This window comes from Novosphingobium sp. HNCC26BN242, assembly GCF_057180525.1.
The window spans coordinates 1,496,980-1,521,834 of record NZ_JBXUGM010000001.1 but is presented as its reverse complement, the minus strand read 5'-3'; the positions used below and the strand labels follow the sequence as shown (position 1 = coordinate 1,521,834).

Sequence of the window (24,855 nt, the reverse complement as noted above, 5' to 3'; positions counted from 1 at the left end):
CATAAAGACAAAATCGGGAGAAGCCTTAATGGCAACGACAGCACCTCGTGCCAACCTTACGATGGGCCATATTGCGCTGCATTATCCCGCGGCCGCTGACGGGCCGCTGGCCGCGCGCCTGCTGGCGCTTATGGGCCTGACCGAAAGCCAGATGCTCCCCCTGCCCGGCGGCAATTTCTACCGCTTCGTGGTCTCGCCCGATCACGTGGCGCGCGGCGATGGCATCGTGTTCCTGTCGTGCCTGCCCGAACCGCAAGCCCGCCTGATCGCCGCCATTCGCACCGCGCTGAACATCGGCGATGATGCGGAACACCAAGCCGTCACCGCCTATCGCGCGATGATGGCGCAGGATTTCGAAGCCAGCTTCCACTTCGGCCTGCTGATGGATTCGCTCGAAGACTTGGAAGCCATGGTCCTGAACCTGCAGGATCTGGCGGCAAACGACCCGGACCTGAAGGGCCGCCTGACCATCGGCATGAACCGCGCCCGCCCCGGCGATTCTGAAATCGACGCACGGCTAAATGCTTCGCCCGTGTTCGGGCAGGTCAAGCGCTATACCTATGGCGCGGGCGGTGTGCAGGTCTTTGTCGAAACTGATCTGGTCTGCGCCGGCCAGTTGGGCGAAAGCATGGTCTTCGAATTCGACTATGTGTTCCCGGACAAGAGCAGCCACATCCTGTCCGTCGTCGAACTCTGACCGGCGTGGAGCGGCTAGACTTCGATTATGTGATCGTCGGCGGCGGCGTGGCCGGATGCATCCTTGCCAATCGCCTGTCCGCCGATCCCAACCGGCGCGTGCTGCTATTGGAAGCAGGCGGCAAAGACACCAGCCCGCTGATCACCGCCCCGGGTGGTCTGCTGCCCATCATGCTCTCGGGCGCGCACGCATGGCGATATATGTCTGCCCCGCAGGCGCATCTCGATGGCCGCATGCTCTACTTGCCGCGCGGCAAAGTCTTGGGTGGCGGCTCCTCGATCAACGGCATGGCCTATGACCGGGGCTTCCATTCGGACTACGATCGCTGGGCGCAGGCTGGCAATCGTGGCTGGTCCTTCGCCGAAGTCCTCCCCTATTTCCGCAAGCTGGAGAGCTTCGCCCCTGTAAAGAACAAGTGGCACGGCACCGATGGCCCAATCCAGGTCACCCGCGCCGCGCAGGACCACCCCTTTGCCCGCGCGTTCCTCGCCGCCGGGGTGCAAGCAGGCTATCCGCTGACGGACGACCTCAACGGCCAGGCCCGCGATGGCTTTGGCGCGGTGGACCTGACCGTGGGCAAAGGCCGCCGCTCCAGCGCATCATCGGCCTATCTGCGCCCGGTGCTGAAACGCCCGAACCTCACCGTGCTGATCCAAGCGCACAGCCGCCGCATAGTGTTCAGCGGCACCCAAGCCACCGGCGTGGTGTTCCGCAAGGACGGCGCTGACACGCTCGCCACTGCCGCGCGCGAAGTGATCCTGTCGGCAGGCGCGATCAACACCCCGCAATTGCTGATGCTCTCGGGCGTCGGCCCCGCCGCCCATCTGGCCGAACACGGCATCGCACTGGTCCACGATCTGCCCGGCGTGGGCCAAGGCCTGCAAGACCATCTAGCCGCGCATGTGAAATACCGCTCGACCAAACCGTGGTCGATGCTGCGCTACCTCAATCCCTTGCGCGGCGCGCTGGCAATGGCGCAATATCTGGCCTTGCGCACAGGCCCGCTGGCCGATCCCGGCATGTCGGTGGCCTGCATGGTCCGCTCCGATCCCGCACTCGACGAACCCGATATCAAGATGCTGCTGGTCAGCGCCTTGTTCGCGCAGAACGGACGCAAGATGGAGCCAACGCACGGCTTCTATGCCCACATCAACGTCGCCCGCCCTGAGTCACGCGGAAGCGTCACCCTTGCCAGCGCAGATCCCGATGCGCCGCCGGTGATCGACCAGAACTATAACGCGACTGAAAACGACCGCCGCGTGATGCGCGAAGGCGTGCGCATTGCGCGCCGCGTGTTTGTGCAAGCCGCGTTCGACGAAATGCGCGGCGAAGAACTCGCCCCCGGCCCCGGCGTGGAAAGCGATGAGCAGATTGACGCCTATATCCGCGCCCATGCCGAGGCCGATTACCATTCCACCAGCACTGCGCGCATGGGAGCGGACCCGATGGCCGTGGTGGACAGCCACTTGTGCGTCCACGGCCTCACATCGCTGCGCGTGGTCGATGCCTCAGTCATGCCGCACCTGCCCGGCGGCAACACCGCGATCCCGGTGGCCATGATTGCCGAAAAGGCCGCCGATCTGATCCTTGGAAGGATATAGCCCCATGAAAACCAGAGCAATGGTCTGCCACGCACCCGGCACGCCGCTGGTCGAGGAACTGCTCGATCTTGCGCCGGTTGGCCCGGGCGAAGTGCTGATCGAGATCATGGCCAGCGGGTTGTGCCACACCGACTTGAGCCAGTTGGACGGCGTGGCAGCGCCCTACCCCTTCCCCATCGTCGTCGGCCACGAAGGCGCAGGCGTGGTGCGCGAAGTGGGGCCGGGCGTGTCTTCTATAGCGATGGGCGATCACGTGATCCCGCTGGGCATCGGCGAATGCGGCACTTGCCGCAATTGCCTGTCGGACAAGACCAACTTGTGCGAGGCATTTCTGGCCGACATCGCCACGCAGCCCACACCCTTTTCGCTGAACGGCAAGCCCGTCGCCGCCTATTCAGGCGTCGGCTCGCTCGCGCAATTCGTGGTCATGGCAGAGCGCAACGTGGCGGTGATCCGCAAGGATGTGGCCTTCCACGTCGCCTGCACCGCGGGCTGCTGCGTGGCCACCGGCGTCGGCGCAGTGATGAACACCGCGCATGTCGAAAGCGGCGCAACCGTGGCGGTGTTCGGCCTTGGCGGCATCGGCCTCAACGTAGTGCAAGGCGCGCGGCTTGCGGGAGCCTCGCGCGTAATCGGCGTCGATATCAACCCGCTGCGCCACGAACAGGGCAAGCGCTTCGGCCTGACCGAATTTATCGACGCGCGCGAAACAGACGCCGTGTCCGCCATTCAGGCCCTGACCGGTGGCGGTGTAGATTATGCGTTCGAGGCTGCAGGCTCGGTAAAACTGATGCAACAGGCCTTTGAATCCACGCGTATTGGCGGGGGCTGCACCGTGGTGCTGGGCGTGCCGCCCGATGGCAATGCGATGCACCTGATCCCGTTCCAGCTCCAACTGGGACGCACGGTGCAAGGATCGTTCATGGGCAATGTGAAGGGCCGCAGCCAGCTTCCCAGCCTGCTCGATCACTATGCGCATGGGCGGCTGAACCTTGATGATCTGGTCACGCACCGCCTGCCGATGGCACAGGTCAACGAGGGCTTTGCGCTGATGAAACGCGGGGAATCGCTGCGGACTGTCGTGGCATTCTGATTTCGCCCGCATTTTGCGGAATTATATTTGCATAATCGGCATAGTGCTGACAAAATACCGCAAATTGCGAACATAACATCGCCAAGCATTACGCATGGTGGCAATATTGGTCTTCGGGAGAGACATAGCAAATGGCCACGACAGCCACTACCACTGGCGCACACGCCTTTGACCGCGAAACCCTGCTTGCCGCCGCGCGCGAACGCACAGGCCTGTCGGACTTTGGCGACACGTGGTTCTTCGAACCGATGGACCAGTACATCGCCGCCGCCAATGCGGAGGGCAAGCTGACCGAGGCGGGCTTTGGCGGGCAAACCGAATCGATCCTCAAGGGCCTCGCCAGCCGGTTGCGCATGGTCGAGGATATCAAGCAGCACCCTGAAATTCTTGACGAGCAGGTAGAAGTCGCCGCGATCATTCTGGGCCTGCCACGCACCGGCAGCACGATCTTCCACCGCCTGCTGGCCAGCGCGCCGGGGATGACAGCGATCCGCTGGTACGAAGCGCAGAACTATGCCCCGCTGCCCGGCGACGAACCCGGCAACCCGGTGGCCCGCCGCGCCTATGCCAATGCGATGATCGAAGGCTGGCTGAACCTGTCGCCCGAACTCGCCTCGATCCATCCGCTCGATCCCGAAGCCCCGGACGAGGAAATCATCATTCTGGGCCAGCTGTTCATCACCACGATGGTCGAGGCGATGACCTTCATCCCGTCCTTCGCCAAGTGGCTCGATACTTATGACCAATCGAAGGGGTACGAGGATCTCAAGACGATCCTGAAGTACCTGCAATGGCAGGACCCCACCCGGCGCGGCAAAAAGTGGGTGCTGAAAAGCCCGCAGAACCTGCCCTATACCGATGTGATCGCCAATGCTTTCCCCAAGGCGGTGCTGGTGATGACACACCGTGATCCGCTGGAGGTGGTGCCAAGCTATGTCAGCATGGAAGCTGCGCTGTATAAACTGAACTCGGTCCATTCGGACGAGGCGGTGGGCGGGTTCTGGTTCCCGCGTCTGGCCGGATGGATGAAGCGCTTCGAAGAGGCGCGCGCGCGGATTGGCGAGGACCGGTTTATCGATATCGACTACCGCGAAGTGGCCAAGGAGCCGCTGGCACAGGCGCAGCGCGTGCTGGCCCACATCGGCGTGCCGCTGGACGACCAGATTGAGGCCGCGCTGACCGAATTCATGGCCGGCAACAAGCGCGAACAGCGCCCGATGCACGACTATTCGCTCGAACGCTTCGGCCTGAACGAAGCCGACGTGCGCGAGGCGTTTTCGTCCTACCGCGCCCGCTACATCCGCTAAATACGAGGATATTTTCATGACCGATCTTTCGGGCAAAGTGGTGCTGATTACCGGCGCAGGCCAGGGCATTGGACAGGGCGTAGCGCTCGCCATGGCAGGCGCGGGGGCAGTGGTGGCCGTTACCGGGCGTACGCTTTCCAAGGTGGAAACGACCGCAGCGATGGTGCGTGAACGCGGCGGGAAAGCGCTGGCGCTGGCCTGCGATGTAAAATCCGCCGCTGATCTGGCCGCAACGGTCGATGCCACTGTGGCAGAATTCGGTGGGCTCGATATCCTTGTCAACAATGCGCAGGAAGTGCCGCTGGGCAAGCTGGAGGACGTGACCGACGAAGCGTTCACCGCAGGCTTTGAATCCGGCCCGCTGGCCACGCTGCGCCTGATGAAGCTGGCCCGCCCGCATCTGGTAGCGCGCGGGGGCGGCACGATTTTCAACTTCTGCTCGTCTGCCGGCATCCGCTGGGACATGACCGGCTATGGCGCTTATGCGGCAGTCAAGCAGGGCATCCGCGCACTCACCCGCGCGGCCGCGGCAGAATGGGGCGGTGAGGCCATTCGCGTGCTGACCATTGCGCCCCACGCTGAATCGCCGGGGCTGAAGTGGTGGATCGAAAACAACCCGGAAGAAGCGCAAGCCTTCTTCCGCACGATTCCGCTGGGCCGCGTTGGCACGCTGGAGGGCGATATCGGCCGCGCGCTGGTGGCGCTGGCGGGGCAGGATCTGGCGTACCTCACCGGTGCGACGATCCCGCTCGACGGTGGGCAAGCCAACTTCGACTGAGAGAGGCCGCGCCATGGAAAAAGTAATTGCAGCGCTATGGGCGCCAGGGGGCGAAAGCCACGCCGATTATGGCGCGCGGCTGCTGGCCACGCTGCCCGCTGCGCTGGTGGAGGCGGGCGCGCAAGCGGTGCGGCTGAACGTACGCGATGCGGCGGTGGTCACCGGCTCGGCGCTGGTGCAGCAATGGCAGGCTCCGCAGCAGGCGGCGATTGCGCAGTTCTGGATGCCATCGGCCAACGCGCGCTTTCGCAGCGCAGTCGATGCGGCGTTGGCGCAACACTCGGCGCGCTTTGCCGCTTGGGTGGTGTGTGAATCCACGATCATTCCGAATACTGAGTATGCTTGTTCACGATCTGTTTCCCCGGGGAAACGAGCCGAAGGCGAGTTCAGCGAAGCTAAACACCCAGCGAACCTTGTAAACCCAGAACGCACTTGGGGCTGGAGCCAGGCCAGCTTCATCTCGTTCCGCCCAGACCTGAAGCGCGAAGCCGCCATCGCGCACTGGCATTCGCACCACACGCGCGTGGCGATCGAAACGCAATCAAACTTTGAATATGTGCAGAACCTGATCGTGCGCCCGCTGACCGAAGATGCGCCCGCCTATGACGCCTTTGTGGAAGAGTGTTTCCCGCTGGAAGCGCTCGACCAACCAGAGGCGTTTTTCGATGCGGTGGGCGATCCTGCGAAGTTTGACGCCAATCTGGCGGCGATGATGGAAAGCTGCGCGGGCTTCATCGACTTTACGCGGATCGATGTGATCCCGACCTCGCAATTCGATTTCTGACATAAGGACGCTCAAGATGACTCAACCAAAAGTCGCAATCGTAACCGGCGCAAGCCGTGGCGCGGGCGCAGGCATTTCGCGCGGTTTCGGCGAGCTGGGCTACACCGTCTATGTCACCGGCCGCACGATCACCCCGGGCGACGCCAAAGGTTGGGACGGCTCGGTCCTGCCCGGCACCGTCGCGGAAACCGCGCAGCAGGTGACCAAAAATGGCGGCAAGGGCATTGCGGTGGTCTGCGACCATGGCGATGATGCCTCCGTCGCCAAGCTGTTCGAACAAGTGATGGCAGAACAGGGTCGGCTTGATGTGCTGGTCAACAATGCGGCCTATATGCACCATCAGTTGATCGAAAAGCTGCCGTTCTGGGAAAAGGAACTGGATGCGCAGAAGATCCTCGATGTCGGCCTGCGCAGTGCCTACGTGGCCAGCTGGCACGCAGCGCGGATCATGGTGCCACAGGGGTCTGGGATCATCGCCATGACATCTTCTTTCGGCGCAAACTGTTACATGCACGGCCCAGCCTATGGCGCGCAAAAGGCCGGGCTAGACAAACTGGCGCACGATATGGAGCATGATTTCCGCGGCACCGGCGTTGCGGCCGTCTCGCTTTGGCTCGGCCCACAAGTGACCGAGCGTTCGCAGATTGCGGTCAAGACTAATCCCGAACAGTACGAAGGCTTTCTGGCTATGGCCGAGAACCCCGAGTTTTCGGCGCACGTGATCGACGCCATCGACAAGGCACCGAACCGCGATGAGCTTTCGGGGCAGACGCTGATCGTGGCGGAGATTGCCAAGGAACTGGGCGTGACGGACCGGGGGAACGAGCGGCCCTCGCACCGCGAAATGCTGGGCAGCCCGCGTCCGAAGAACCCGGCGGCGGTGTATTGAGTGGGTAGCGCCAAAGCCCACCCCTAACCCCTCCCGCAAGCGGGAGGGGGACCAAAAGCGTATGCTTCCCCCCTCTCTTGATGGAGGGGTTGAGGGTGGGTGTACCGCCACCCACAGTGCAAACTACGCCATGATCCCGCATGGATCACCGCGTGATCCTTTCCCTCGCCTGCCTCTTGCGTAGCGTCCGCCCGTCCATACCCTCTTACGATCAAATGCCGGGCCAAACCGGCGTGTTTACGGGAGATATGGCATGGCAAGTGCAGCAAATGCTGGGGGCGGTTTTCCCTTGCTCGATGGCGGCGCGCCGCTGTTTGGCCACATCGCGCAGTTTTTCCGCGATCCGGTGTCTGTCCTGAAGCGTGGCTACAAGACCAAAGGCCGGATGTTCGCGATGAACTTCATGGGCCAACGCATGAATGTGATGCTGGGGCCGGAGCACAACCGGTTTTTCTTCGAGGAGACCGACAAGCTGCTGTCGATCCGCGAATCCATGCCGTTCTTCCTCAAGATGTTTTCGCCGGACTTCTATTCGTTTGCGGAAATGGACGAATATCTGCGCCAACGCTCGATCATCATGCCCCGGTTCAAGGCGGCGTCGATGAAGCAGTATGTGCCGGTGATGGTTGAGGAATCGCTCAATCTGGTGGAGCAGCTGGGCGATGAGGGCGAATTTGACCTGATCCCCACGCTTGGCCCGATCGTGATGGACATTGCCGCGCACAGCTTCATGGGGCGCGAATTCCACGAGAAGCTGGGGCATGAATTCTTCGATCTGTTCCGCGATTTTTCCGGCGGCATGGAAATCGTGCTGCCGCTGTGGCTGCCCACGCCCAAGATGCTGAAATCGCAGGCCGCCAAGAAGAAGCTGCACAATATCCTGCAATCATGGATCGAAAAGCGCCGCGCCGCACCGCTTGATCCGCCCGACTTTTTCCAGACGATGATCGAGACGAAGTATCCCGATGGCCGCCCCGTGCCGGATGAGATCATCCGCCACCTGATTCTGTTGCTGGTGTGGGCGGGGCATGAAACCACCGCCGGACAGGTGAGCTGGGCGCTGGCCGATCTGCTGCAGAATCCGGGCTATATGCAGGTCTTGCGCGATGAAATCACCGGGCTTCTGGGCGGCGGAGATGGCGGAAATCTGAGCTGGGAACACGCCATCGCCATGGAAAAGATGGACCTTGCCCTGCGTGAGACTGAGCGGTTGCATCCGGTGGCCTATATGCTCAGCCGCAAGGCCAATGCCGATATCGTGCGCGAGGGCTATACCATCCGCAAGGGCGAGTTCGTGCTGCTCGCGCCATCGGTCAGCCACCGCATGGCAGAGACCTTCCCCAATCCCGATGCCTATGATCCCGAACGCTTCAACCCCGCCAATCCCAATGCGCAGACGACCAGCAATTCGCTGATTGGCTTTGGCGGCGGGGTGCATCGCTGTGCGGGCGTAAACTTTGCGCGCATGGAGATGAAGGCGCTGCTGGTGATCCTGCTACAGAACTTCGACATGGAACTGCTGGACGAAGTGAAGCCGATTGCCGGCGCATCGACTTATTGGCCCGCCCAGCCCTGCCGCGTGCGCTACAAGCGGCGCAAGGTTTCGGGCGAAGCGGCTGCAGTCGATGCCGCAGCGCTGGCCAAAGCAGCCGGTTGCCCGGCGCACGCATAAGGGACGATTGATGGCCAAAGTGACTTTCGTCCAGCCCGACGGGACGGCGCGCACTTGCGTGAATTTTGAGGGCATGACGCTGATGCAACTGGCGGTCGGCAATCTGGTGGATGGCATCGATGCGCTGTGTGGCGGGATGATGCAATGCGCCACCTGCCACTGCTACATCGATCCCGAATGGCTGGACAGGACCGGCGCGGCGCATCCCGATGAACGCGAAATGCTGGGGCTGATAGAGGGCGTGGAAGTGCGCCCGAACAGCCGCCTGTCGTGCCAGGTGCAACTGGGCGAAGAACTGGACGGGCTGGTGGTGCATATCCCGGCGGATCAGCCGGGGGCGTAAGCGCCGGGCTATTAACCAATTTGCCTACGTCCTACCAATCTTCGTCACCCCGGACTTGATCCGGGGTCCATTTCTCCGCCGAGAGCCTTGGTTTGGTTGCAAGATGGACCCTGAACCAAGTTCAGGGTGACGAAAAACGGCGAAAGCGACCTAGCGGGCTAATCACCAACGCGCCCTCGCCTTTAAACTGCGCATCCCGTTGACAGAGCGCGTTTCCATCCGCACTATGCGTAGATAATTGATAATCAAACGCCGATTCATCGGCGTGGAGAGGAAACGCACCGGATGACTGCGAACACGCAGAGCGGCACATTTGCGCATGCGCTGGACTTTACCGGCAAGACTGTGCTGGTCACCGGGGGCGGCGTGGGCATCGGGCGGGCGATTGCCGAAGCTTTTGCCGATGCGGGCGCGCAAGTAGTGATTGCCGAGATCGATCCGGCCCGTGCCGATCAGGCGGAAACTGCCATGCCCAGCGCGCGCGTGATCCGCTGCGATGTGCGCCAACGCGGCGTAGGCGCGATGCTGGCTGAACGGATCGCGGCGGAAACCGGCAAGCTGGATGTGCTGGTCAACAATGTTGGCCACTTCGTCCACGCGCGGCCCTTTGCCATGTTGGAGGACGAGGAAGCCGAGGAAATTCTCGACACCAATCTGGGGCAATTGCTGCGCATGACGCGCGCGATGATCCCGCTGCTGCGCAAGGCGGACCGCGGGGCGTCGATCATCAATGTTACATCAATCGAGGCGCATCGCGGCATTCCCTACTGCAGCGTCTATGCTGCGGCCAAGTGGGCGGTGACAGGCTTTACCAAGAGCCTCGCGCTCGAACTGGGGCCGGAAGGCATCCGCGTGAACACCATCGCGCCTGAAACGACCGATACCCCGCAAGTGGCGCTCGATTACATGATCCCGCCCGAAAATCGCGCGCATGAAGAGCGCTGGATTCCGCTGGGCCGCTTTGGCCAACCGTCCGACAGCGCGGGCGCGGCGCTTTATCTGGCCAGCCCGCTGGCGGCGTGGGTTACTGGCACCGCGCTCAATGTCGATGGCGGGGCACTGGCAGCAGGCGGTTGGTATCGCACGCCGCAGGGTGAGTGGACCAATGTGCCACTGATTTCGGGCAATGGGCTGGTCATTCCGGGGACGGTAGCATGAGCGATCTGGAGCACCTGCGCCGCACGGCGGAGCGTTATGGCCTCGGCGCGGATCGGCGCGACAAGGCGCTGTGGCGCGCAGTCATGGCATACGATGTGGAGATTGTCGGCCCCGGCTTTGCGATCAGCGGGCTTGAGGCCAATCTCGGCTCAATCGATCACCTCGCCCATGCGTTCAAGGCCACGCGCCATGTGGTGCATGACATGGACGTGGTGGTGAGTGGCGACACGGCGCAGGGCGAAACCCGCTCTACCGCCGAACACCGCATGACTGGGCCGGATGGGCACGATGTGCTGCTGGTCTGGGCGATACGCTATCAGGACCAGTGGCGGCGTGAAGGCGATGGGTGGAAGTTCACGCGGCGCGAACTGGTGGTTGATTGGGAAGAAGTGCGGCCCGTTCACGATGTGGGCGGCGCATCAGCATGAGCGGCGCGCTGGCCGGGCGCACCGCGTTCATCACCGGGGCGACCGGCGCAATTGCCGGGGCCTGTGCGCTGGCACTGGCGCGCGATGGGGCAACGCTGGCGCTGATGGCGCGGCGTGCGGATGCTTTGGCGCAGGCGGCAGCGGACATTCGCGCCGCCGTGCCGGGCGCGCAAGTGCATGAATTCCTGGGCGACGGGACCGACGAGGACGCAGTGGCAGCAGCGCTGGCCGGGGCACACGCGCTGGCAGGAAGGCTCGACATCGCCTTTGCAACGGTAGGCGGCGGCGGGTTCAAACCGCTGATCGAAAGCAGCCCCCAAGAGTATCGCGATGCCTTTGAAACCAACGTGATCGCCACGTTCCACGTGATCCGCCACGCCGCGCCGCTTATGGCACCGGGCGGGTCGATCATCGTCCTGTCATCGGGCGCGGCGGTGCTGACGTTCCGGCACTTGTCGGCCTATCACGTGGCCAAGGCGGGGTTGGAAGGACTTGTGCGCATGGCGGCGGACGAGCTGGGACCATCAGGCCTGCGCGTAAACGCAATCCGCCCCGGCCTGACGCGCAGCGGCGCGACGCAGGACATGTTCGATGGCGGCGCGGCGGCAGCATTTCTGCCCGAATATCCGCTGGGCCGCTTGGGCGAGGCCGAAGACATGGCTGGGGCCGTGCGCTTCCTTGCCGGAGACGAAAGCGCCTGGGTAACCGGGCAATGCATTGCGGTGGACGGCGGCAATCTGCTGCGCCGCAGCCCGGATCTTGCGCCGCTACCGTTTGCCAATCCGCTCTATCAGGAGAAATAGCCATGAAAGTTCTCGTAGTCGGCGGCACCGGCGCGCTGGGTGGCCATGCCGCGCTGCATCTGGCGGCACAGGGCCATGATGTGACGATCACCGGGCGCGGAACGGGCGCGCCTGAAGGCACGCCGCTGACCAAGCTGGGCTTCCTGCAGGGCGATTATGTGGCGGGCGATTTCACGCCAGACCGGCTTAAAGGGTTTGACTGGGTGGTTTTTGCCGCGGGCAACGATCCACGCCATGTTCCGCAGGGCGAGGATTTTGGCGCGTGGCTGCACAAGGCCAACCACGTGGCCCTGCCCGCGTTCTTTGCCGCCGCGCGTGAGGCTGGCGTTGCGCGCGCAGTGCAGCTTGGCAGCTTTTATCCGCAGGCCGCGCCCGAATTGGTGGCGGGCAACGTGTATATCCAGTCGCGTCTTGCCGCGTGTGAGGGTGCGCGGGCAGAAGGTGCGCCCGGATTTGATGTGGTTAGCGTGAATGCGCCCTTCATGGTTGGCACCGTGCCCGGCCTGCCAAGCGCGATCTTCGATCCCTATGTGCAGTGGGCCAAGGGCAATATCCCGATTCCGTTCTATGCGCCGACCGGCGGAACCAACTTCATGTCGTTCCGGTCCTTGTCCGAAGCCATCGAAGGCGCGCTGCTGCGCGGCGAGCCAGGCGCGGCCTATCTGGTGGGCGATGAAAACCTGACGTTCCAGCAGTACTTCCAGCTGTTCTTCAACGCCGTTGGCAGCGATGTGGTGCTGGAGGCGCGCGACCAGGAACTGCCGCTGCTTCCCGACATTGCGATCCCGCAAGGGCGCGGCAACACGATCAGTTATGAACCCGACGCTGGCGAAACCGCGCTGCTCGGCTATCGTCGAAACGATGTGGCGGCGGCTGTCGCGGAAATCGCCAAGCAGTTCGGCTGAACCGGGAGAGATACGAATGACGCTAAACCCTCAGGTCGAGGCGCTGCTGGGCTATATGGCACAGATGCCGCCGGTCGATTACGCCACGGTCACCCCGCAAGCCTTGCGCGAAATGAACAAGCCGATGCAGATGGGCCCGCCGCCTGCCGTGGCGCAGGTCCGCGATCTTTCGCTCGATCTGCCGGGCCGCACCATCGGCGCGCGATTTTATGTGCCTGAAGGCGCAGGCGAAAATCCGCCGCTCGTGCTGTTTTATCATGGCGGGGGCTGGGTGATCGGCGATCTGGAATCGCACGATGCCACCGCGCGGGCTCTGGCCCGGGCAAGCGGCGCGGCGGTGCTCGCGGTGGATTATCGGCTTGCGCCCGAGACGAAGTTCCCCGGCCCGCTGGACGATTGCTATGACGCGTTGCTGTGGGCCGTGGCCCATGCGGCCGATCTGGGCATCGATCCGACACGCCTTGCCGTGGCGGGAGACAGCGCCGGGGGTAACCTTGCCACCGCCGTGGCCATCCGCGCGCGCGATGAAGCAGGGCCGAAGCTGGCGCACCAGTTGCTGATCTATCCGGTGGCCGACGCCGATTTCACGCGCGCTTCTTACACGTCCAACGGCGGCGGAGAATACTTTCTGTCGACCGCCATGATGCAGTGGTTCTGGGCGCATTATGTCGATGATGTGGCCGCGCCGCATTCGCTAGCGGCGGTGGTGCGCCATGATGATCTGGCTGGGCTGCCATCGGCCACGGTGCTGGTGGCACAATATGATCCGCTGCGCGACGAAGGGCTGGCCTATGCCGAAGCTCTCGCGGCGGCGGGCGTTGCGGTGGATACCGAAGAAGCGCCGGGCATGATCCACGGCTTCTTTTCGATGTTCGAAGCCGTGCCCGATGTTCTGCCCTATATCGAACGGACAGGCGCAAAGCTGAAAGCGGCGCTGGCCTGAGCATGCGGTCAAGCAAGGGGCAGTAACCATGCCGCCCCTTGCTTCACACCTTCGGCTCAGCGTTGAAACGCAACCGTTACCCAGAACCGCCGGGGTTGGTTGTAGTACCCTTCAAGGAAGCCGAACGACGTTCGTGCGTCATACCCAGCCACCAGAACGCGCTGGTTGGTGACATTGTCTACCGACAGGCGCAGCGATGCCCCGGTATCCGGCAGGCGGAACGTGGTGCTGAGGTTCACGATGGCGTGATCGGGTGCGGCCAGTTCCGGGGTGTTTTCCACATCGAGGAAGTTCTGCGACCGATAGGCCGCATCGGCACGGAAAATGGCTTCGGCAGAGCCTCCCAAGGGCAGAGTATAGGACACGCCAAGGCTCCCGGTAACATCAGGCGCTTGCTTTGGTGTGCGGAAGGACACGTCGGTTGGCACACCGCCGATGACCGAAACATACTGCTGATACCGCGCATCAAGCAGGCCCAGCGAGCTTTCGATGCGGAAACGCGGTGAAACGCGCACACTGGCTTCCAGTTCAAGACCCTGAATGCGTGACTTGCCCGCGTTTTCGGTCCGCACCACGATCAGCCCGGTGTTCTGGCTCACCGTGCTGATCAACAGTTGCTGATCGCGATATTGATTGCGAAACGCCGCAAGATTGAGCGTCAACACGCCGCCGATCTGGCTTTTCACGCCAACTTCGAAGGCTTCGAGATGTTCGGGATCAAAGGCCCCGATCTCTTCGAGCGATGTGGGGCGTCCATTGAAGCCACCGCTGCGGAAGCCGCGTGACCATGAACCGTAGACCAGCACATCGCGCGCAGCCTTGTAGGCAAGCGAGACACGCGGGGTGAACGCATCCCAGCTTTGATCGAGCGAATAGGACGGTGTGCCAAACAGCAGCGGCTGATTGCTGTAGATACGGTTGGCGGCTTGGCTGAACCGCTTGTTTTCATGCGTGTACCGCCCGCCCAGTTCAAGCGTGAGCGCCTGCGCCACCGGCACAGTCATGTTGCCGAACACAGCGTAGTTGGTCGTCGTCTGGCGATTGTCGAAATCGATGTTGAAATCGAGGAATGCAGGCGGAATGCCCAGAACATTGGCCGAAAAATCGGCAAAGCCCGGCGCATTGAACAGGCCATCTGCCACGACCAGACGGGTGAGATCAGAACTGCGTTCGCGGAAGTAATAGGCCCCTATCAACAGGTTTCCGGTGCCAAACACGGGCATGGTGAACTGCAATTCCTGGCTCAACTGGCGGGCGCGTTCATTGTGGAAATCGCCTGCGTAGTTCACCGCCGACGATGCATCGCCATCGCGGCCAAACTGGGCGTGAACCCAGCGATAGGCCGTGATCGATTTGATCTGCGCCGCGCCCAGATCATAGCTGAGGGTCAGCGATCCGTTGACGGCATCGGCATCATCGCGGTTCAGCGCGGGCGTGGAATCAGTCCGGTCGATCCTGCTCGGTACGGTGCAGCATGGGGCCAGAAACGTCGATTGCAGGGTTGAGAAGAAGGTTGGCGTGAACGCCAGCATATTGTGCGCGGCAGAGTTCTGGCGGCGGTGCAGGCCATCGACCTGTGCGATCGCTTCGAAAGGACCATCGGCATAGCGCAGCACTGCGCGGCCCGAGATGACATTGCGATTGCCCAGATTATCGCCCGAAGGCACCTGCTGCCAGCCATCGCCCCATTGGCCCAGACCCGACAGGCCGAACGAAAAGCCGCCGCCCAAGGGCGTGGCGATGCGGGCGCGGACACGGAAATCGTTGTACGAACCATAGCGCACATCGCCTTCAACCTCGGTCACATCACCGGGCATACGGCTGACGATGCTGATCGCGCCGCCAACGGTGTTCTTGCCGAACAGCGAACCTTGCGGCCCGCGCAGCACTTCGATCCGCTCAACATCCAGCAGTTCGGCCGCAGCGCCAAAGGTGCGCGCGACGTAGACGCCGTCTATATAGGTGCCGACCGCAGGGTCGGACGTGATGATGAAATCGTTTTCGCCAACACCGCGGATGAACGGCGCAATCGCGCCGCTGTTGCCGCCCTGGCCGGGGGTGAACTGCAGGTTGGGCGCAACCTGCTGAAGATCGGTCACCGCGCCAAGTCCGCGCGCCTCAAGCGCCTGGCCGGAAATGGCCGTGACCGCGATCGGTACATCCTGCAAGCGCTCGTTCGTACGGCGCGCTGTGACGATGATTTCATCGCTTTGCGTGGCGGCACCATCAGCCTCTTGCGCGGTGGCAGGCGCTGCAATCCACATGCCTGCCAATGCGGTGCCACTTGCGAGCACGACGCGCCTTTTCCAACTTTGCGTCCTCATAGCGTAAATCCCTGTATCTGTCTTTATCTTGGCGAAGCGCCGCGCCTTGCAGCGCGGCCACCCCGGTATCAATCCGCGCTCAAACCGCCGTCGCGCCGCCATCGACGACCATGGCGTGGCCGGTGACGAAGCTGGCGGCAGGCGAGCATAGCCATACCACCGCTTCAGCGATTTCCTCGGCCGTGCCCATGCGGCCCATCGGGGTCATCGAATCGATCACCTTTTTCATTTCCGGGCTGGCGACCAGAGGCGCGGTCATCGGGGTTTCGATTACACCGGGGCACACGGCATTCACGCGGATACCGGCCTGCGCCCAGCGCAGCGCGCCGTGGCGGGCAAGGCCGACCACGCCGTGCTTTGCCGCGACATAGGCGGGCTGGCCACCATTGCCGACGATGCCGTTGATCGAGGCCGTGTTGACAATGGCCCCACCGCCGCGCGTCAGCATCACTTCGGCCTCTTCGCGCATGCAGCGCATCACGCCCGATAGGTTGATGCCCATGTTGCGCTCCCAGATCGCGTCATCATATTCATCATCGCCCAGGCGGTTGATCCCGGCATTGTTGAACGCGCAATCAAGCCCGCCGAATGTGGAGACGGCAGCGGCGACCATGGCCTTGACCTCGTCAGACTTAGACACATCGCAGCGGTGGAAGGCAGCCTTGCCGCCAGCGGCTTCGATCATGGAGACCGTTTCGGCCCCGCCTGCTTCGTTCACATCGCTCACCAGCACGCTGGCGCCCGAACGGGCAAAGACCAGCGCGGTGGCGCGGCCAATGCCGCCGCTTGCGCCGGTTACGAGCGCTGCTTTGCCGTGAAGGCCATAATCGATCATTGTCCCGAATCCTCTCCGATGTTTCGTAGCATTGCCGGTATCGTATAACGCAAAGTCTGGTCAACGACACATTTTATCTGGTATATGCGGATTTTCAAACACGAAAAACTTGGCATAGTTGTTGCCGTCGGCCTGCACGTCCGATACCATAGACGCAAACAAGGGAGAGAGATGATGACCGTGCAGGCTGAACTTGCCGATCTGGTGATCCGGGGCGGCACGATTGTCGATGGATCGGGCGGGGAACTGTTCGTTGGCGATGTTGCTCTGCGCGGGGGCGTGATCGCCTTTGTTGGCGCGCATTTTGGCGGCGCGGCGCATGAAGAAATTGACGCCGCCGGGTGCATCGTGACGCCGGGCTTTGTCGATATTCACACGCATTATGATGGGCAGGCGGTGTGGTCTGACACGCTTTCGCCCAGCAGCTCGCACGGGGTGACCACCGCCGTTCTGGGCAATTGCGGCGTGGGCTTTGCGCCGTGCCGCAAGGCCGATCATCAGGCGCTGATCCGGCTGATGGAGGGCGTAGAGGACATTCCCGGCGTGGTCATGGCGCAAGGGCTGCCGTGGGACTGGGAGACGTTTCCGCAGTATCTGGACGCACTGGCCGCGCGCCCCCGCGATATCGATGTGGCCTGCCTGCTGCCGCACAGCCCCTTGCGCGTGTGGGTGATGGGGGAGCGGGCGCTGGCGCGCGAAGCGGCGACGCAGGACGATCTGGCGCAGATGCGCGATATTGCGCGTGAGGCTTTGGCCGCAGGGGCCATCGGCTTTGCCACGTCGCGGCTGAACATGCATCGCACCAAGGCGGGTGAATTGATCCCCACGTATGGCGCGGAAACGCATGAACTGATCGCCATCTGCGAAGCGTTGGCCGATGCGGAAACCGGGGTGTTTCAAGCGGTTTTGGATGCGCCGTTCGAAACATGGGAAGACGAATTGACGCGGCTGATTGCTGTGGCGGAAAGCGCGGGCCGCCCGGCCACGTTCACGCTGGCGCTGGCCAACAGCGGGCCGAACACCTGGGACGCGCCGCTGCGCATGGTGGATGAAGCCAATGCGCGCGGGCTGGATATTTCACCGCAGATTCTGCCGCGCCCGGTGGGCATGGTTTCAGGCTGGGCGCTGTCCACCCATCCGTTCTGCCTGTGCCCATCGTATCAGCCGCTGGTGGACCTGCCGCTGGAAGAGCAGGTGGAGCAGTTGCGCGACCCGGCCATGCGCGCGCGCCTGCTCGCCGAGATGCCGCAGCCGGGCCATCCGCTGGCCATGCTGACGCGCAACTGGGACTGGATGTTCCCGTTTGGCGATCCACCGCAGTATGAGCCAAGCGCCGACCAAAGCATCGGCGCACTGGCCCGCGCGCAAGACCGCAGCCCGGAAGAGGTGGCCTATGACGTGCTGATGGAAAACGGCGGCACAGGCATGATCCTGAACACGCTGGGCAATTTCCACCAAGCGCGGCTCGATGCGCTGATCCCGCTGGTGCGGCGTGCCGATACGGTGATCGGCCTTGGCGATGGCGGCGCGCACTATGCGGCGATCTGCGATGCCAGCTACCCCACGTTCATGCTGACCTGGTGGGTGCGGGATCGGGCGGGTGAGCGGCTGTCGGTGGCCGAAGTGGTCCAAATGCTGGCGGCCAAGCCAGCACGCGTAGCGGGGCTGATGGATCGGGGGCTGTTGCGTGCGGGATACAAGGCCGATGTCAACGTGATCGATCTGGCCGCGCTGCGCCTGCACGCGCCAGTGATTCGGCACGATCTGCCCGGCGGCGGGCGGCGGCTGGACCAGACGGCCAGCGGCTATGTGGCCACGGTGGTCAGCGGGCAAGTGATCCGGCGGGGCGATCAGCCAACGGACCAGCGCCCCGGACAGGTGGTGCGCGGGATGCAGCAGGCACCGGTGCTGGCGGTGGTTGCCTGAGGCATCCGACATGGATAGGCCGAAAACCCTCCCCCAGCCCCTCCCTTGAGGGAGGGGAGCGAGACTTATTGAGCGTTAAGCGAAATTAGTCGCAGCGGGGAGGGTGTTCGGGACAGTCGTGGGGCAAACAATAATCAGGCAGCGGGCGCTTCAGCCAGAGCGACAACCGTCACGCTGCCATCTTCGCCAACCTGTTCGGTCAGCATCGAGGTGACATAGCTAACCGTCTCGACGATCCACCAGCGGCCATCGCGCTTGGCGTAGACATCTTCATATTCCACCGCGAGGCGGACGATCTGGCGCGGGCCGGTCAAGATCGTGCGGAAATTGAGCGCCCATTTGCCGGTGGCGCTGTCTGCACCCATCAGTTCGATTTCGGCGTTGGTGGCGTGGTGAATGTCATAGACGCCCGGCTGACAACCCATCTGGCGATAGATTTCCACGAAATCATCGCGATTGGTGAATTCAGGGAAGTTCTGGTACGCAATGCGGATTTCGCCCGGAGCAAAGCAATCGCGCACCACATCGGGCTGCTTCAAATCGCAGGCCCGCAGATATTGCGCTTTCAACGCGCGGATCGCTTCTTTGTCTTCCAGCGCGGTGAGACGGGCGGCAAGGCTTTCCAGAGTGACGGACATTGAGCTCTCCCAAGCGATTCGGTGTGTTCGATGCACTGTCATACGCATAGCCTGATTGCACCACAATCACCACACCCACGCGAATTGAGCGTTTACCTTGCGCCATTTGCGGAGTATATGCCAAAAAATAATACGCATATAAAGCGCTGCGGGAGAGACCTGATGACCAATGCCGTTGGCAGCAGTGGTGCGATTGCTGCCCCCCTTCCCGCCTCGCCTGTTTCTGCCGCCCCCGTTCCCGCAGCAACCATGACCGCTGCCGGCCGCCCGCTGACCAATCGCTGGCTGGCGCTGTTCCTGATCGTGCTGGTGGCTATCCTGAACTATGCCGACCGCTTTCTGATCCCCGGCCTGGCCCAGCCGATCAAGGCGCATTTCGGCATCAGCGATACGGTGATGGGCCTGCTGATGGGGCCTGCCTTCGCGCTGCTCTACACCGTGTTCACGCTGCCGATTGCGCGGCTGGCAGACCGCAAATCGCGCGTGTTGATCATTGCCGGGGGCTGCGGTTTCTGGAGCTTTTTCACACTGCTTTCAGGCATGGCGACCAGCCCGGCGATGCTTGCGCTCGCCCGCGTGGGTGTGGGCATTGGCGAGGCGGCCTATCAGGCTCCGGCAGCCGCCCTGATCGCCGCCTATTTCCCCATTGCCGAGCGCGGGCGCGCTTTTGCGCTCCTCGGAACGGCGATTTACATCGGGCAGATGAGCGGCCTTGCTGGTGGGCCTGCGATTGCCGCAGCAAGTGACTGGCAAACCGCGTTTCACGCGCTGGGCGTGGTCGGGCTGATCGTGGCGCTCGCCACGTGGCTGATCGTGCGCGAACCGGCGCGCGATCCGGTGGCCCATGCCGCGCCAGTGCTGCCGCTGGGATCGACGATGAAGCTGCTGATCGGCACGCCTTCGGTGCGCTATCTGGCCACGATCATGGCGCTGGGTTCGCTTTCGGGCGTGACCTTCGGCATGTGGGGGCCAGCGCTGTTTGAGCGCGCCTATGGCCTTTCAACCCAAGCCGCCGGGGCCACGTTCGCGCTGTCGTTCGGCCTGCCGGGGCTGTTGGGCGTACTGGGCTTTGGCTTCCTGACCGACAAGCTGGGCAAGAATGACGCGACGGTGCAACTGCGGTTGACCGCGCTGGCCCTGTTCGGGGCGACCACGATGATCCTGATCGTGACCTGGAGCGAAAGCCTGACAATGGCGCGGCTGTTTGCACTGCCTTCGGGGCTGATGGGCGGGGGCTGGTCAGTCGGCGTTCTGGCCGGCTTGCAATATCTGCTGCCCAACGCCCACCGCGCCACCGGCACCGCGCTGGTGCTGCTGATTTCCAGCATGTTTGCCACGGTGCTGGGGCCGGTGATTGCGGGCCAATTGAGCGACTGGATTGCCGGGGCTGGGCCGCATGGCTTGCGCATTGGGCTGAGCGTGGCGATCCCCACCGGCTACATCGGCGTCTGGGCTGCTTGGCGGGCGGTGAGTTCGCTCGAACGCGACAAGATGAACCTCGCGGCGGCTTGATCAACTCCGTTTGAACAAAGAAAGCCGCGCATAGACCGGATCATCGGCCCCGGCGCGCCCGGTGCCAACGCCTACGCTGCCGAAATCATCGCCATTGGCCACGGGCAGATCTTCGGCAAAATCGAGGATGAACGAGCGGCGGGCAAAGCGCCACACGCCATCGCGGCGCGCATAGTGATCGGCATAGCGCCCCCACGCCACGAACTGGCGCGTGCCATCCAGCGTCAGGTGCCATGCGCGCGCGGTAATCTCGCCCTGCGCATGATCGCCATCAATGGCAAAGAGGCATGACAGCGCGGTGTGCATCGTTGCGCGCCAATTGGCCATCATCGTGGGCAGCCATGCGATGTAACCATCGACCGGGCCGCAATAATAGGGCGTGTGATCGTCCACCGCATCATCGTGATAAAGCGTGCGCAGCAGTGCCCAATCGCGCCGGTCAATCGCGTGGCCATAGGCGGTGGTGAGGTGGCGCAGCGCTTCGCGCGTCGCCAGCTCCTCCAATCCGATGGCGTGTGGTGCCAAGTCAGACACCGAAGCGTCAGACACCGAAGCCGCCGCCGACCGAAATGGTCTGCCCGGTCACGTAATTGCCCCGGCGCGATGCGAAATAGACAGCCGCCTGCCCGATATCCTGCGGCGTGCCCCAACGCTTCAGCGGAAGCATGGATTTGACCGCGGCTTCCCATTCCGGCGTGAAGGTGCCCGCTTCCTGCCCGATCTTGAACTGCCCGGCATCGATCACACCGACAAGGATCGAATTGGCGCGGATTTCGTGGAAGCCCTCTTCCTTGGCAATGCCCTTGATCAAGGCTTCGTTGCAGGCCTTGGGCACTACGGAAAGGCCATCAAGTTTGGGCCACCAATCATGCCCCGCCGATCCCAGATGGACGAAACTGCCCCCGCCATTGGCGCGCATATGCGGCAGCGCGGTGTGGACCGCGTTGTTGAAGCCGAACGCCTCGATCTCCATAGAATCGCGGAACATTTCCTCGGTCCAGTCGGCAATCAGCACTTGCGGCACCACCGGCCCTGCAGCCCAGACCAAGGTGTGAATGCGCCCATGCGTGGCCACCGCATCGGCAAAGGCGGCGGCGACTTGCGCGCGGTCACGCACATCGGCCTGATGGATCGAGGCTTTGCGCCCGGCATCGCGCGCCTGCGCCGCCACGTCTTCGGCCACATCGGGCTTCGACCGGTAAACCACTGCCACATCACTGCCTTCACGCGCGAATTCGAGCGCCACGCCGCGCCCGATGCCGCCGCTGCCGCCAAACACGATGGCGGCTCCTGCTGGAAAATTGGCGTCCATGCTCTCTCCCTTTCGTTCTGCCCGCAACCGCAGGTGGTGTGCGCGCAGTGTCAGAAAGTGTGGAAGTGAAGTCAATGAATTTGCGAATGTGACGGTACAGAATGCCACGAAATTGGCATTTGCGTAGATTTTACCCGGCCAGCTCGTCCTGCGCCTCCAGCATCGGCGAAAGGTCAAGCCGCCGCATCACGCTTAACACGCCCACCCATTCGCGCGTTGGTGCAGCGCCTTCGGCGTCACGGTCTGCCAGCGCCTGCACTTGCACACGGAATTGCTCCATCAGGTCGGCCAATTGCACCTGACCCGCGCGGGACAATTTGACGACCTCTGAAATGTAGGTCGTTTCAGGTGCGCTGTAATCGAGTTCAAAGAACACGTGCTTCATGTGCTGTTCGAACAGGGCGCGCAGCGGCTGTTTGCGGAACACCATCGTGCGGTCGATCAGGGGCCGCACTTTGCCGCTGCGCAGCCGATCAATCAGCGCGAGCCGCTCAAGCCGGGCCAACGCCGCTTCCATCGTGCGCGCAGGCACGGCAAAGTCCGTCGCTGTCTCGGCCGGTTGCACGCCGTTGAGGATCGTCATGAACAGGAACGACAGGAAGATGTTGCTCGACAACGCTTTTTCCTGTGCCAGCGTCAGTTCGTGCGCAAGCTCGCCCGGCGCGTCCTCGGCCTCGCGCGCCAGATCGCCCAGAACAAGGCCGCAAAGCCGCGCCATGGCTTCCAAACGGTCGATGGTCAGGCCCTTGCCCGCCAGCCACCGCTTGATAGTAGCCTCGCCCACACCGATTTCTTGCGAAAGTCGCAGAATCGTCCACCCATCTTTGCGCAAATGGCGGCGCAAAACGGATAACATTGCAGATGCGCTTGAATCGTATCGCGTCATGATCCGCATCAGATAACGAAACGATCTGTTTGGCAAGCGATTGCTTAGACAGAATCACCCTTAGGCATATGCTGCAGTCAACCCGATCACTGGCCGCGTGCACAATCTGCAGCATCACCGGCTGGATGGTTCGGAAGTTTGGGAGAAAACCATGTCAGATATTCTCATCAAGAACGGCACAGTCGTGGACGGAACGGGCGCGCCTGCCTTTGCGGCTGACGTGCGTATCAAGGGCGGCCTGATCGCCGAAGTGGGCGCCAATCTGGCCCCTGCGGGCGAACGGATTTTCGATGCCAGCGGATGCCAGGTGACGCCGGGCTTCATTGAAAGCCACACGCATTATGATGGCACCATGTGGTGGCAGGCCGATCTCGATCCGCTGCCCGGTTATGGCGCAACCACGATGATCATGGGCAACTGCGGCTTTTCGCCCGCGCCGCTGCACAAATACATGCCGGCCCAGCGCGAAATGATCAACATTTTCAGCTTCTTTGAAGACATTCCCGCAGGTCCGTTCATGGACAACCTGCCGTGGGACTGGAACACATGGAGCGAATATCGCGCCTCGGTGGAACGCAACGTCAAAGTTCCGCTGAACTACGCCGCTTACGTCGGCCACATCGCCATCCGCCTTGCCGCGATGGGCGTGGAGGCGTGGGAGCGTGAAGCGACCCCGGAAGAAATCGCCAAGATGGCTGAACTGCTCGACGATGCACTGGCTGCAGGCGCGCTGGGCATGTCGGACAACATGCACGACCATGATGGCCAGAACCGCGCCGTGCCTTCGCTCAAGGCCTGCGATGCCGAGTTCGAAGCGCTGTTTGATGTGATGGCTCGCTATCCCGGATGCTGCTATCAGGTGATCGTCGATACGTTCATGCGCATGACCGGCCCTGCCAATCTGGAACGCCTGTCCAAGCTGCTGGGCGGCCGCAAGATCAAGGTGCAGATTGCAGGCGCGATCCCCACGCTGGAATTCCAGAAGGGCATTCTGCCCGCGATGCAGGAATCGGTGCGCAAGATGCGCGAAGCCGGGGTCGATGTGTGGCCGGGCTATGCCCACGTTTCGCCCACCTCGACGCTCAGCCTCGTCAAGTCGCTGATCTTTGCGCAGTCCAACGATTATGTCTGGCATGAAGTCGTGCTGGAAGACGATCACCACAAGAAGGCCGCACTGCTGGCCGATCCCGATTGGCGTGCCCGTGCCCGTGAAAGCTGGGACACGCAGGCCTGGGATCACTCCCCGCTGAAGAACCCGCAGGAACTGTTCCTGCTCGACAGCGAAAACGGCACTGGCCCGGTTGGCATCACGCTGAAGGACTATGCCGACAGCGTGGGTCTGCACCGGTCCGATGCGATGGCCGACTGGATCATCAAGAACGGCACGCTTTCGACCGTCCACATGGCCCCCTTCCCCAAGGATGAGGCGCTGACGCTGGAGCTGATGAAGGACCCGCGCACCGTGGGCAACATCTCGGACGCAGGGGCCCACCTTCAGATGCTGTGCGGTGGCGGTGAAAACGCGCTCTTGCTGACGCAGTATGTGCGCGAAGAAAAGAAGCTGACGCTGGAAGAGGCCATCCATGTGATGACCGGCAAGCTGGCGGGCCACTTCAACCTGAACGATCGCGGTGTTATCGCCGTGGGTAAGCGCGCCGATATCGCCGTGTTCAACATGGACGAAATCCAGCGCCGCGAAATGGAAAAGGCCCATGACGTGCCCGATGGCAAGGGTGGCACGACCTGGCGCTTTACCCGCGCCGCCATGCCGACCCGCCTGACGCTGGTGAACGGCATTCCGACCTTTGAAAACGGGGCCTTCACCGGCGCGATGCCGGGTGAATTCCTCTCACCCGCCAATGATGTTGCCGAGCTGGCCGAGGCTGCGGAATAAACCAGCGCCGTCCTGATTGGGGCATTCAGATTGGGGAAGCCTTGACCAGCTTCCCCGAGGGGGCGTCCATCCCTCCGGGCGCCCCCATCCCGCATTTCAGTATAATCCAGCTTTTCAGCATAAGGAT

Annotated in this window: 23 protein-coding genes; 17 read left to right on the top strand and 6 right to left on the bottom strand. The window is 62.7% G+C overall.

Annotated features, from left to right (window positions below; translation table 11 throughout):
• The first annotated feature begins 28 nt into the window (after positions 1–28).
• The 14 genes from AC2A1F_RS06980 (at position 29) to estDL136 (ending at position 13,401) form a co-directional block, all read left to right on the top strand.
• Positions 29–697 (top strand): hypothetical protein, encoded by a 669-nt coding sequence (locus AC2A1F_RS06980; protein ID WP_484208010.1) that lies wholly within the window; start codon positions 29–31, stop codon positions 695–697.
• 5 nt (positions 698–702) lie between these two features.
• Positions 703–2,298, top strand: coding sequence for a GMC family oxidoreductase (locus tag AC2A1F_RS06975; RefSeq protein ID WP_484208009.1), 1,596 nt, complete (start codon positions 703–705; stop codon positions 2,296–2,298).
• 4 nt (positions 2,299–2,302) lie between these two features.
• A complete protein-coding gene (locus tag AC2A1F_RS06970; RefSeq protein WP_484208008.1) occupies positions 2,303–3,391 on the top strand; it encodes a zinc-binding dehydrogenase in 1,089 nt (362 codons plus the stop codon).
• 131 nt (positions 3,392–3,522) lie between these two features.
• Entirely contained in the window at positions 3,523–4,698 is a 1,176-nt protein-coding gene (locus AC2A1F_RS06965) for a sulfotransferase family protein (protein WP_484208007.1), read from the top strand.
• A gap of 16 nt (positions 4,699–4,714) precedes the next feature.
• Positions 4,715–5,476: an SDR family NAD(P)-dependent oxidoreductase gene (locus AC2A1F_RS06960; protein WP_484208006.1), complete on the top strand. Its 762-nt coding sequence runs from the start codon at positions 4,715–4,717 to the stop codon at positions 5,474–5,476.
• A 13-nt stretch (positions 5,477–5,489) separates the two neighbouring features.
• A complete protein-coding gene (locus tag AC2A1F_RS06955) occupies positions 5,490–6,260 on the top strand; it encodes an EthD domain-containing protein (RefSeq protein ID WP_484208005.1) in 771 nt (256 codons plus the stop codon).
• 16 nt (positions 6,261–6,276) lie between these two features.
• Positions 6,277–7,149: an SDR family NAD(P)-dependent oxidoreductase gene (locus AC2A1F_RS06950; RefSeq protein ID WP_484208004.1), complete on the top strand. Its 873-nt coding sequence runs from the start codon at positions 6,277–6,279 to the stop codon at positions 7,147–7,149.
• Positions 7,150–7,402: 253 nt separating this feature from the next.
• Positions 7,403–8,821: a cytochrome P450 gene (locus tag AC2A1F_RS06945; RefSeq protein ID WP_484208003.1), complete on the top strand. Its 1,419-nt coding sequence runs from the start codon at positions 7,403–7,405 to the stop codon at positions 8,819–8,821.
• A 10-nt stretch (positions 8,822–8,831) separates the two neighbouring features.
• Positions 8,832–9,164 (top strand): 2Fe-2S iron-sulfur cluster-binding protein, encoded by a 333-nt coding sequence (locus AC2A1F_RS06940; RefSeq protein WP_484208002.1) that lies wholly within the window; start codon positions 8,832–8,834, stop codon positions 9,162–9,164.
• 285 nt (positions 9,165–9,449) lie between these two features.
• Entirely contained in the window at positions 9,450–10,322 is an 873-nt protein-coding gene (locus AC2A1F_RS06935) for an SDR family NAD(P)-dependent oxidoreductase (protein WP_484208001.1), read from the top strand.
• Positions 10,319–10,750 carry a nuclear transport factor 2 family protein gene (locus AC2A1F_RS06930; RefSeq protein WP_484208000.1) on the top strand — a complete coding sequence of 144 codons (432 nt, stop codon included), beginning with the start codon at positions 10,319–10,321 and terminating at the stop codon, positions 10,748–10,750. The genes AC2A1F_RS06935 and AC2A1F_RS06930 overlap by 4 nt, the downstream gene beginning before the upstream one ends.
• Positions 10,747–11,553, top strand: coding sequence for an SDR family NAD(P)-dependent oxidoreductase (locus AC2A1F_RS06925; protein ID WP_484207999.1), 807 nt, complete (start codon positions 10,747–10,749; stop codon positions 11,551–11,553). The genes AC2A1F_RS06930 and AC2A1F_RS06925 overlap by 4 nt, the downstream gene beginning before the upstream one ends.
• A 2-nt stretch (positions 11,554–11,555) precedes the next feature.
• Positions 11,556–12,458 (top strand): NAD-dependent epimerase/dehydratase family protein, encoded by a 903-nt coding sequence (locus tag AC2A1F_RS06920; protein ID WP_484207998.1) that lies wholly within the window; start codon positions 11,556–11,558, stop codon positions 12,456–12,458.
• Between the two features lie 16 nt (positions 12,459–12,474).
• Positions 12,475–13,401, top strand: a complete 927-nt coding sequence (gene estDL136 / locus AC2A1F_RS06915; protein ID WP_484207997.1) for a chloramphenicol hydrolase — start codon at positions 12,475–12,477, stop codon at positions 13,399–13,401.
• Positions 13,402–13,457: 56 nt separating this feature from the next.
• Here the strand turns inward: estDL136 and AC2A1F_RS06910 are convergent, their stop codons facing one another.
• Entirely contained in the window at positions 13,458–15,725 is a 2,268-nt protein-coding gene (locus tag AC2A1F_RS06910; protein WP_484207996.1) for a TonB-dependent receptor, read from the bottom strand.
• Positions 15,726–15,804: 79 nt separating this feature from the next.
• Entirely contained in the window at positions 15,805–16,560 is a 756-nt protein-coding gene (locus AC2A1F_RS06905) for an SDR family NAD(P)-dependent oxidoreductase (RefSeq protein WP_484207995.1), read from the bottom strand.
• Positions 16,561–16,734: 174 nt separating this feature from the next.
• Here AC2A1F_RS06905 and AC2A1F_RS06900 point away from each other — a divergent pair, with 174 nt between their 5' ends.
• Complete coding sequence (locus tag AC2A1F_RS06900) at positions 16,735–18,486, top strand: N-acyl-D-amino-acid deacylase family protein (RefSeq protein ID WP_484207994.1); 1,752 nt, start codon at positions 16,735–16,737, stop codon at positions 18,484–18,486.
• Positions 18,487–18,620: 134 nt separating this feature from the next.
• On the opposite strand, the gene AC2A1F_RS06895 is transcribed toward AC2A1F_RS06900, so the two are convergent.
• Positions 18,621–19,124, bottom strand: coding sequence for a nuclear transport factor 2 family protein (locus AC2A1F_RS06895; protein WP_484207993.1), 504 nt, complete (start codon positions 19,122–19,124; stop codon positions 18,621–18,623).
• Positions 19,125–19,286: 162 nt separating this feature from the next.
• On the opposite strand from AC2A1F_RS06895, the gene AC2A1F_RS06890 reads away from it, so the two are divergent.
• On the top strand, positions 19,287–20,636 hold the full coding sequence (locus AC2A1F_RS06890; protein WP_484207992.1) for an MFS transporter: 1,350 nt from the start codon (positions 19,287–19,289) through the stop codon (positions 20,634–20,636).
• On the opposite strand, the gene AC2A1F_RS06885 is transcribed toward AC2A1F_RS06890, so the two are convergent.
• The 3 genes from AC2A1F_RS06885 to AC2A1F_RS06875 form a co-directional block, all read right to left on the bottom strand.
• On the bottom strand, positions 20,637–21,185 hold the full coding sequence (locus AC2A1F_RS06885) for a nuclear transport factor 2 family protein (protein ID WP_484207991.1): 549 nt from the start codon (positions 21,183–21,185) through the stop codon (positions 20,637–20,639).
• On the bottom strand, positions 21,178–21,948 hold the full coding sequence (locus AC2A1F_RS06880) for an SDR family NAD(P)-dependent oxidoreductase (protein WP_484207990.1): 771 nt from the start codon (positions 21,946–21,948) through the stop codon (positions 21,178–21,180). The genes AC2A1F_RS06885 and AC2A1F_RS06880 overlap by 8 nt, the downstream gene beginning before the upstream one ends.
• Positions 21,949–22,078: 130 nt before the next feature.
• Positions 22,079–22,834, bottom strand: a complete 756-nt coding sequence (locus tag AC2A1F_RS06875; RefSeq protein WP_484207989.1) for a helix-turn-helix domain-containing protein — start codon at positions 22,832–22,834, stop codon at positions 22,079–22,081.
• Between the two features lie 151 nt (positions 22,835–22,985).
• Between AC2A1F_RS06875 and AC2A1F_RS06870 the strand changes: the two genes are divergently transcribed.
• The gene (locus tag AC2A1F_RS06870) at positions 22,986–24,728 is read left to right on the top strand and encodes a D-aminoacylase (RefSeq protein WP_484207988.1); all 1,743 of its coding nucleotides are present in this window, start codon (positions 22,986–22,988) and stop codon (positions 24,726–24,728) included.
• Positions 24,729–24,855 lie beyond the last annotated feature (127 nt).

Coding starts and splice junctions, on each gene's coding strand:
- AC2A1F_RS06970 (WP_484208008.1), top strand. CDS start 2,303: ATGAAAACCAGAGCAATGGTCTGCCACGCACCCGGCACGCCGCTGGTC.
- AC2A1F_RS06890 (WP_484207992.1), top strand. CDS start 19,287: ATGACCAATGCCGTTGGCAGCAGTGGTGCGATTGCTGCCCCCCTTCCC.
- AC2A1F_RS06895 (WP_484207993.1), bottom strand. CDS start 19,124: ATGTCCGTCACTCTGGAAAGCCTTGCCGCCCGTCTCACCGCGCTGGAA.
- AC2A1F_RS06880 (WP_484207990.1), bottom strand. CDS start 21,948: ATGGACGCCAATTTTCCAGCAGGAGCCGCCATCGTGTTTGGCGGCAGC.
- AC2A1F_RS06870 (WP_484207988.1), top strand. CDS start 22,986: ATGTCAGATATTCTCATCAAGAACGGCACAGTCGTGGACGGAACGGGC.
- AC2A1F_RS06965 (WP_484208007.1), top strand. CDS start 3,523: ATGGCCACGACAGCCACTACCACTGGCGCACACGCCTTTGACCGCGAA.
- AC2A1F_RS06935 (WP_484208001.1), top strand. CDS start 9,450: ATGACTGCGAACACGCAGAGCGGCACATTTGCGCATGCGCTGGACTTT.
- AC2A1F_RS06905 (WP_484207995.1), bottom strand. CDS start 16,560: ATGATCGATTATGGCCTTCACGGCAAAGCAGCGCTCGTAACCGGCGCA.
- AC2A1F_RS06910 (WP_484207996.1), bottom strand. CDS start 15,725: ATGAGGACGCAAAGTTGGAAAAGGCGCGTCGTGCTCGCAAGTGGCACC.
- AC2A1F_RS06960 (WP_484208006.1), top strand. CDS start 4,715: ATGACCGATCTTTCGGGCAAAGTGGTGCTGATTACCGGCGCAGGCCAG.
- AC2A1F_RS06945 (WP_484208003.1), top strand. CDS start 7,403: ATGGCAAGTGCAGCAAATGCTGGGGGCGGTTTTCCCTTGCTCGATGGC.
- estDL136 (WP_484207997.1), top strand. CDS start 12,475: ATGACGCTAAACCCTCAGGTCGAGGCGCTGCTGGGCTATATGGCACAG.
- AC2A1F_RS06925 (WP_484207999.1), top strand. CDS start 10,747: ATGAGCGGCGCGCTGGCCGGGCGCACCGCGTTCATCACCGGGGCGACC.
- AC2A1F_RS06940 (WP_484208002.1), top strand. CDS start 8,832: ATGGCCAAAGTGACTTTCGTCCAGCCCGACGGGACGGCGCGCACTTGC.
- AC2A1F_RS06920 (WP_484207998.1), top strand. CDS start 11,556: ATGAAAGTTCTCGTAGTCGGCGGCACCGGCGCGCTGGGTGGCCATGCC.
- AC2A1F_RS06950 (WP_484208004.1), top strand. CDS start 6,277: ATGACTCAACCAAAAGTCGCAATCGTAACCGGCGCAAGCCGTGGCGCG.
- AC2A1F_RS06930 (WP_484208000.1), top strand. CDS start 10,319: ATGAGCGATCTGGAGCACCTGCGCCGCACGGCGGAGCGTTATGGCCTC.
- AC2A1F_RS06900 (WP_484207994.1), top strand. CDS start 16,735: ATGACCGTGCAGGCTGAACTTGCCGATCTGGTGATCCGGGGCGGCACG.
- AC2A1F_RS06875 (WP_484207989.1), bottom strand. CDS start 22,834: ATGACGCGATACGATTCAAGCGCATCTGCAATGTTATCCGTTTTGCGC.
- AC2A1F_RS06980 (WP_484208010.1), top strand. CDS start 29: ATGGCAACGACAGCACCTCGTGCCAACCTTACGATGGGCCATATTGCG.
- AC2A1F_RS06955 (WP_484208005.1), top strand. CDS start 5,490: ATGGAAAAAGTAATTGCAGCGCTATGGGCGCCAGGGGGCGAAAGCCAC.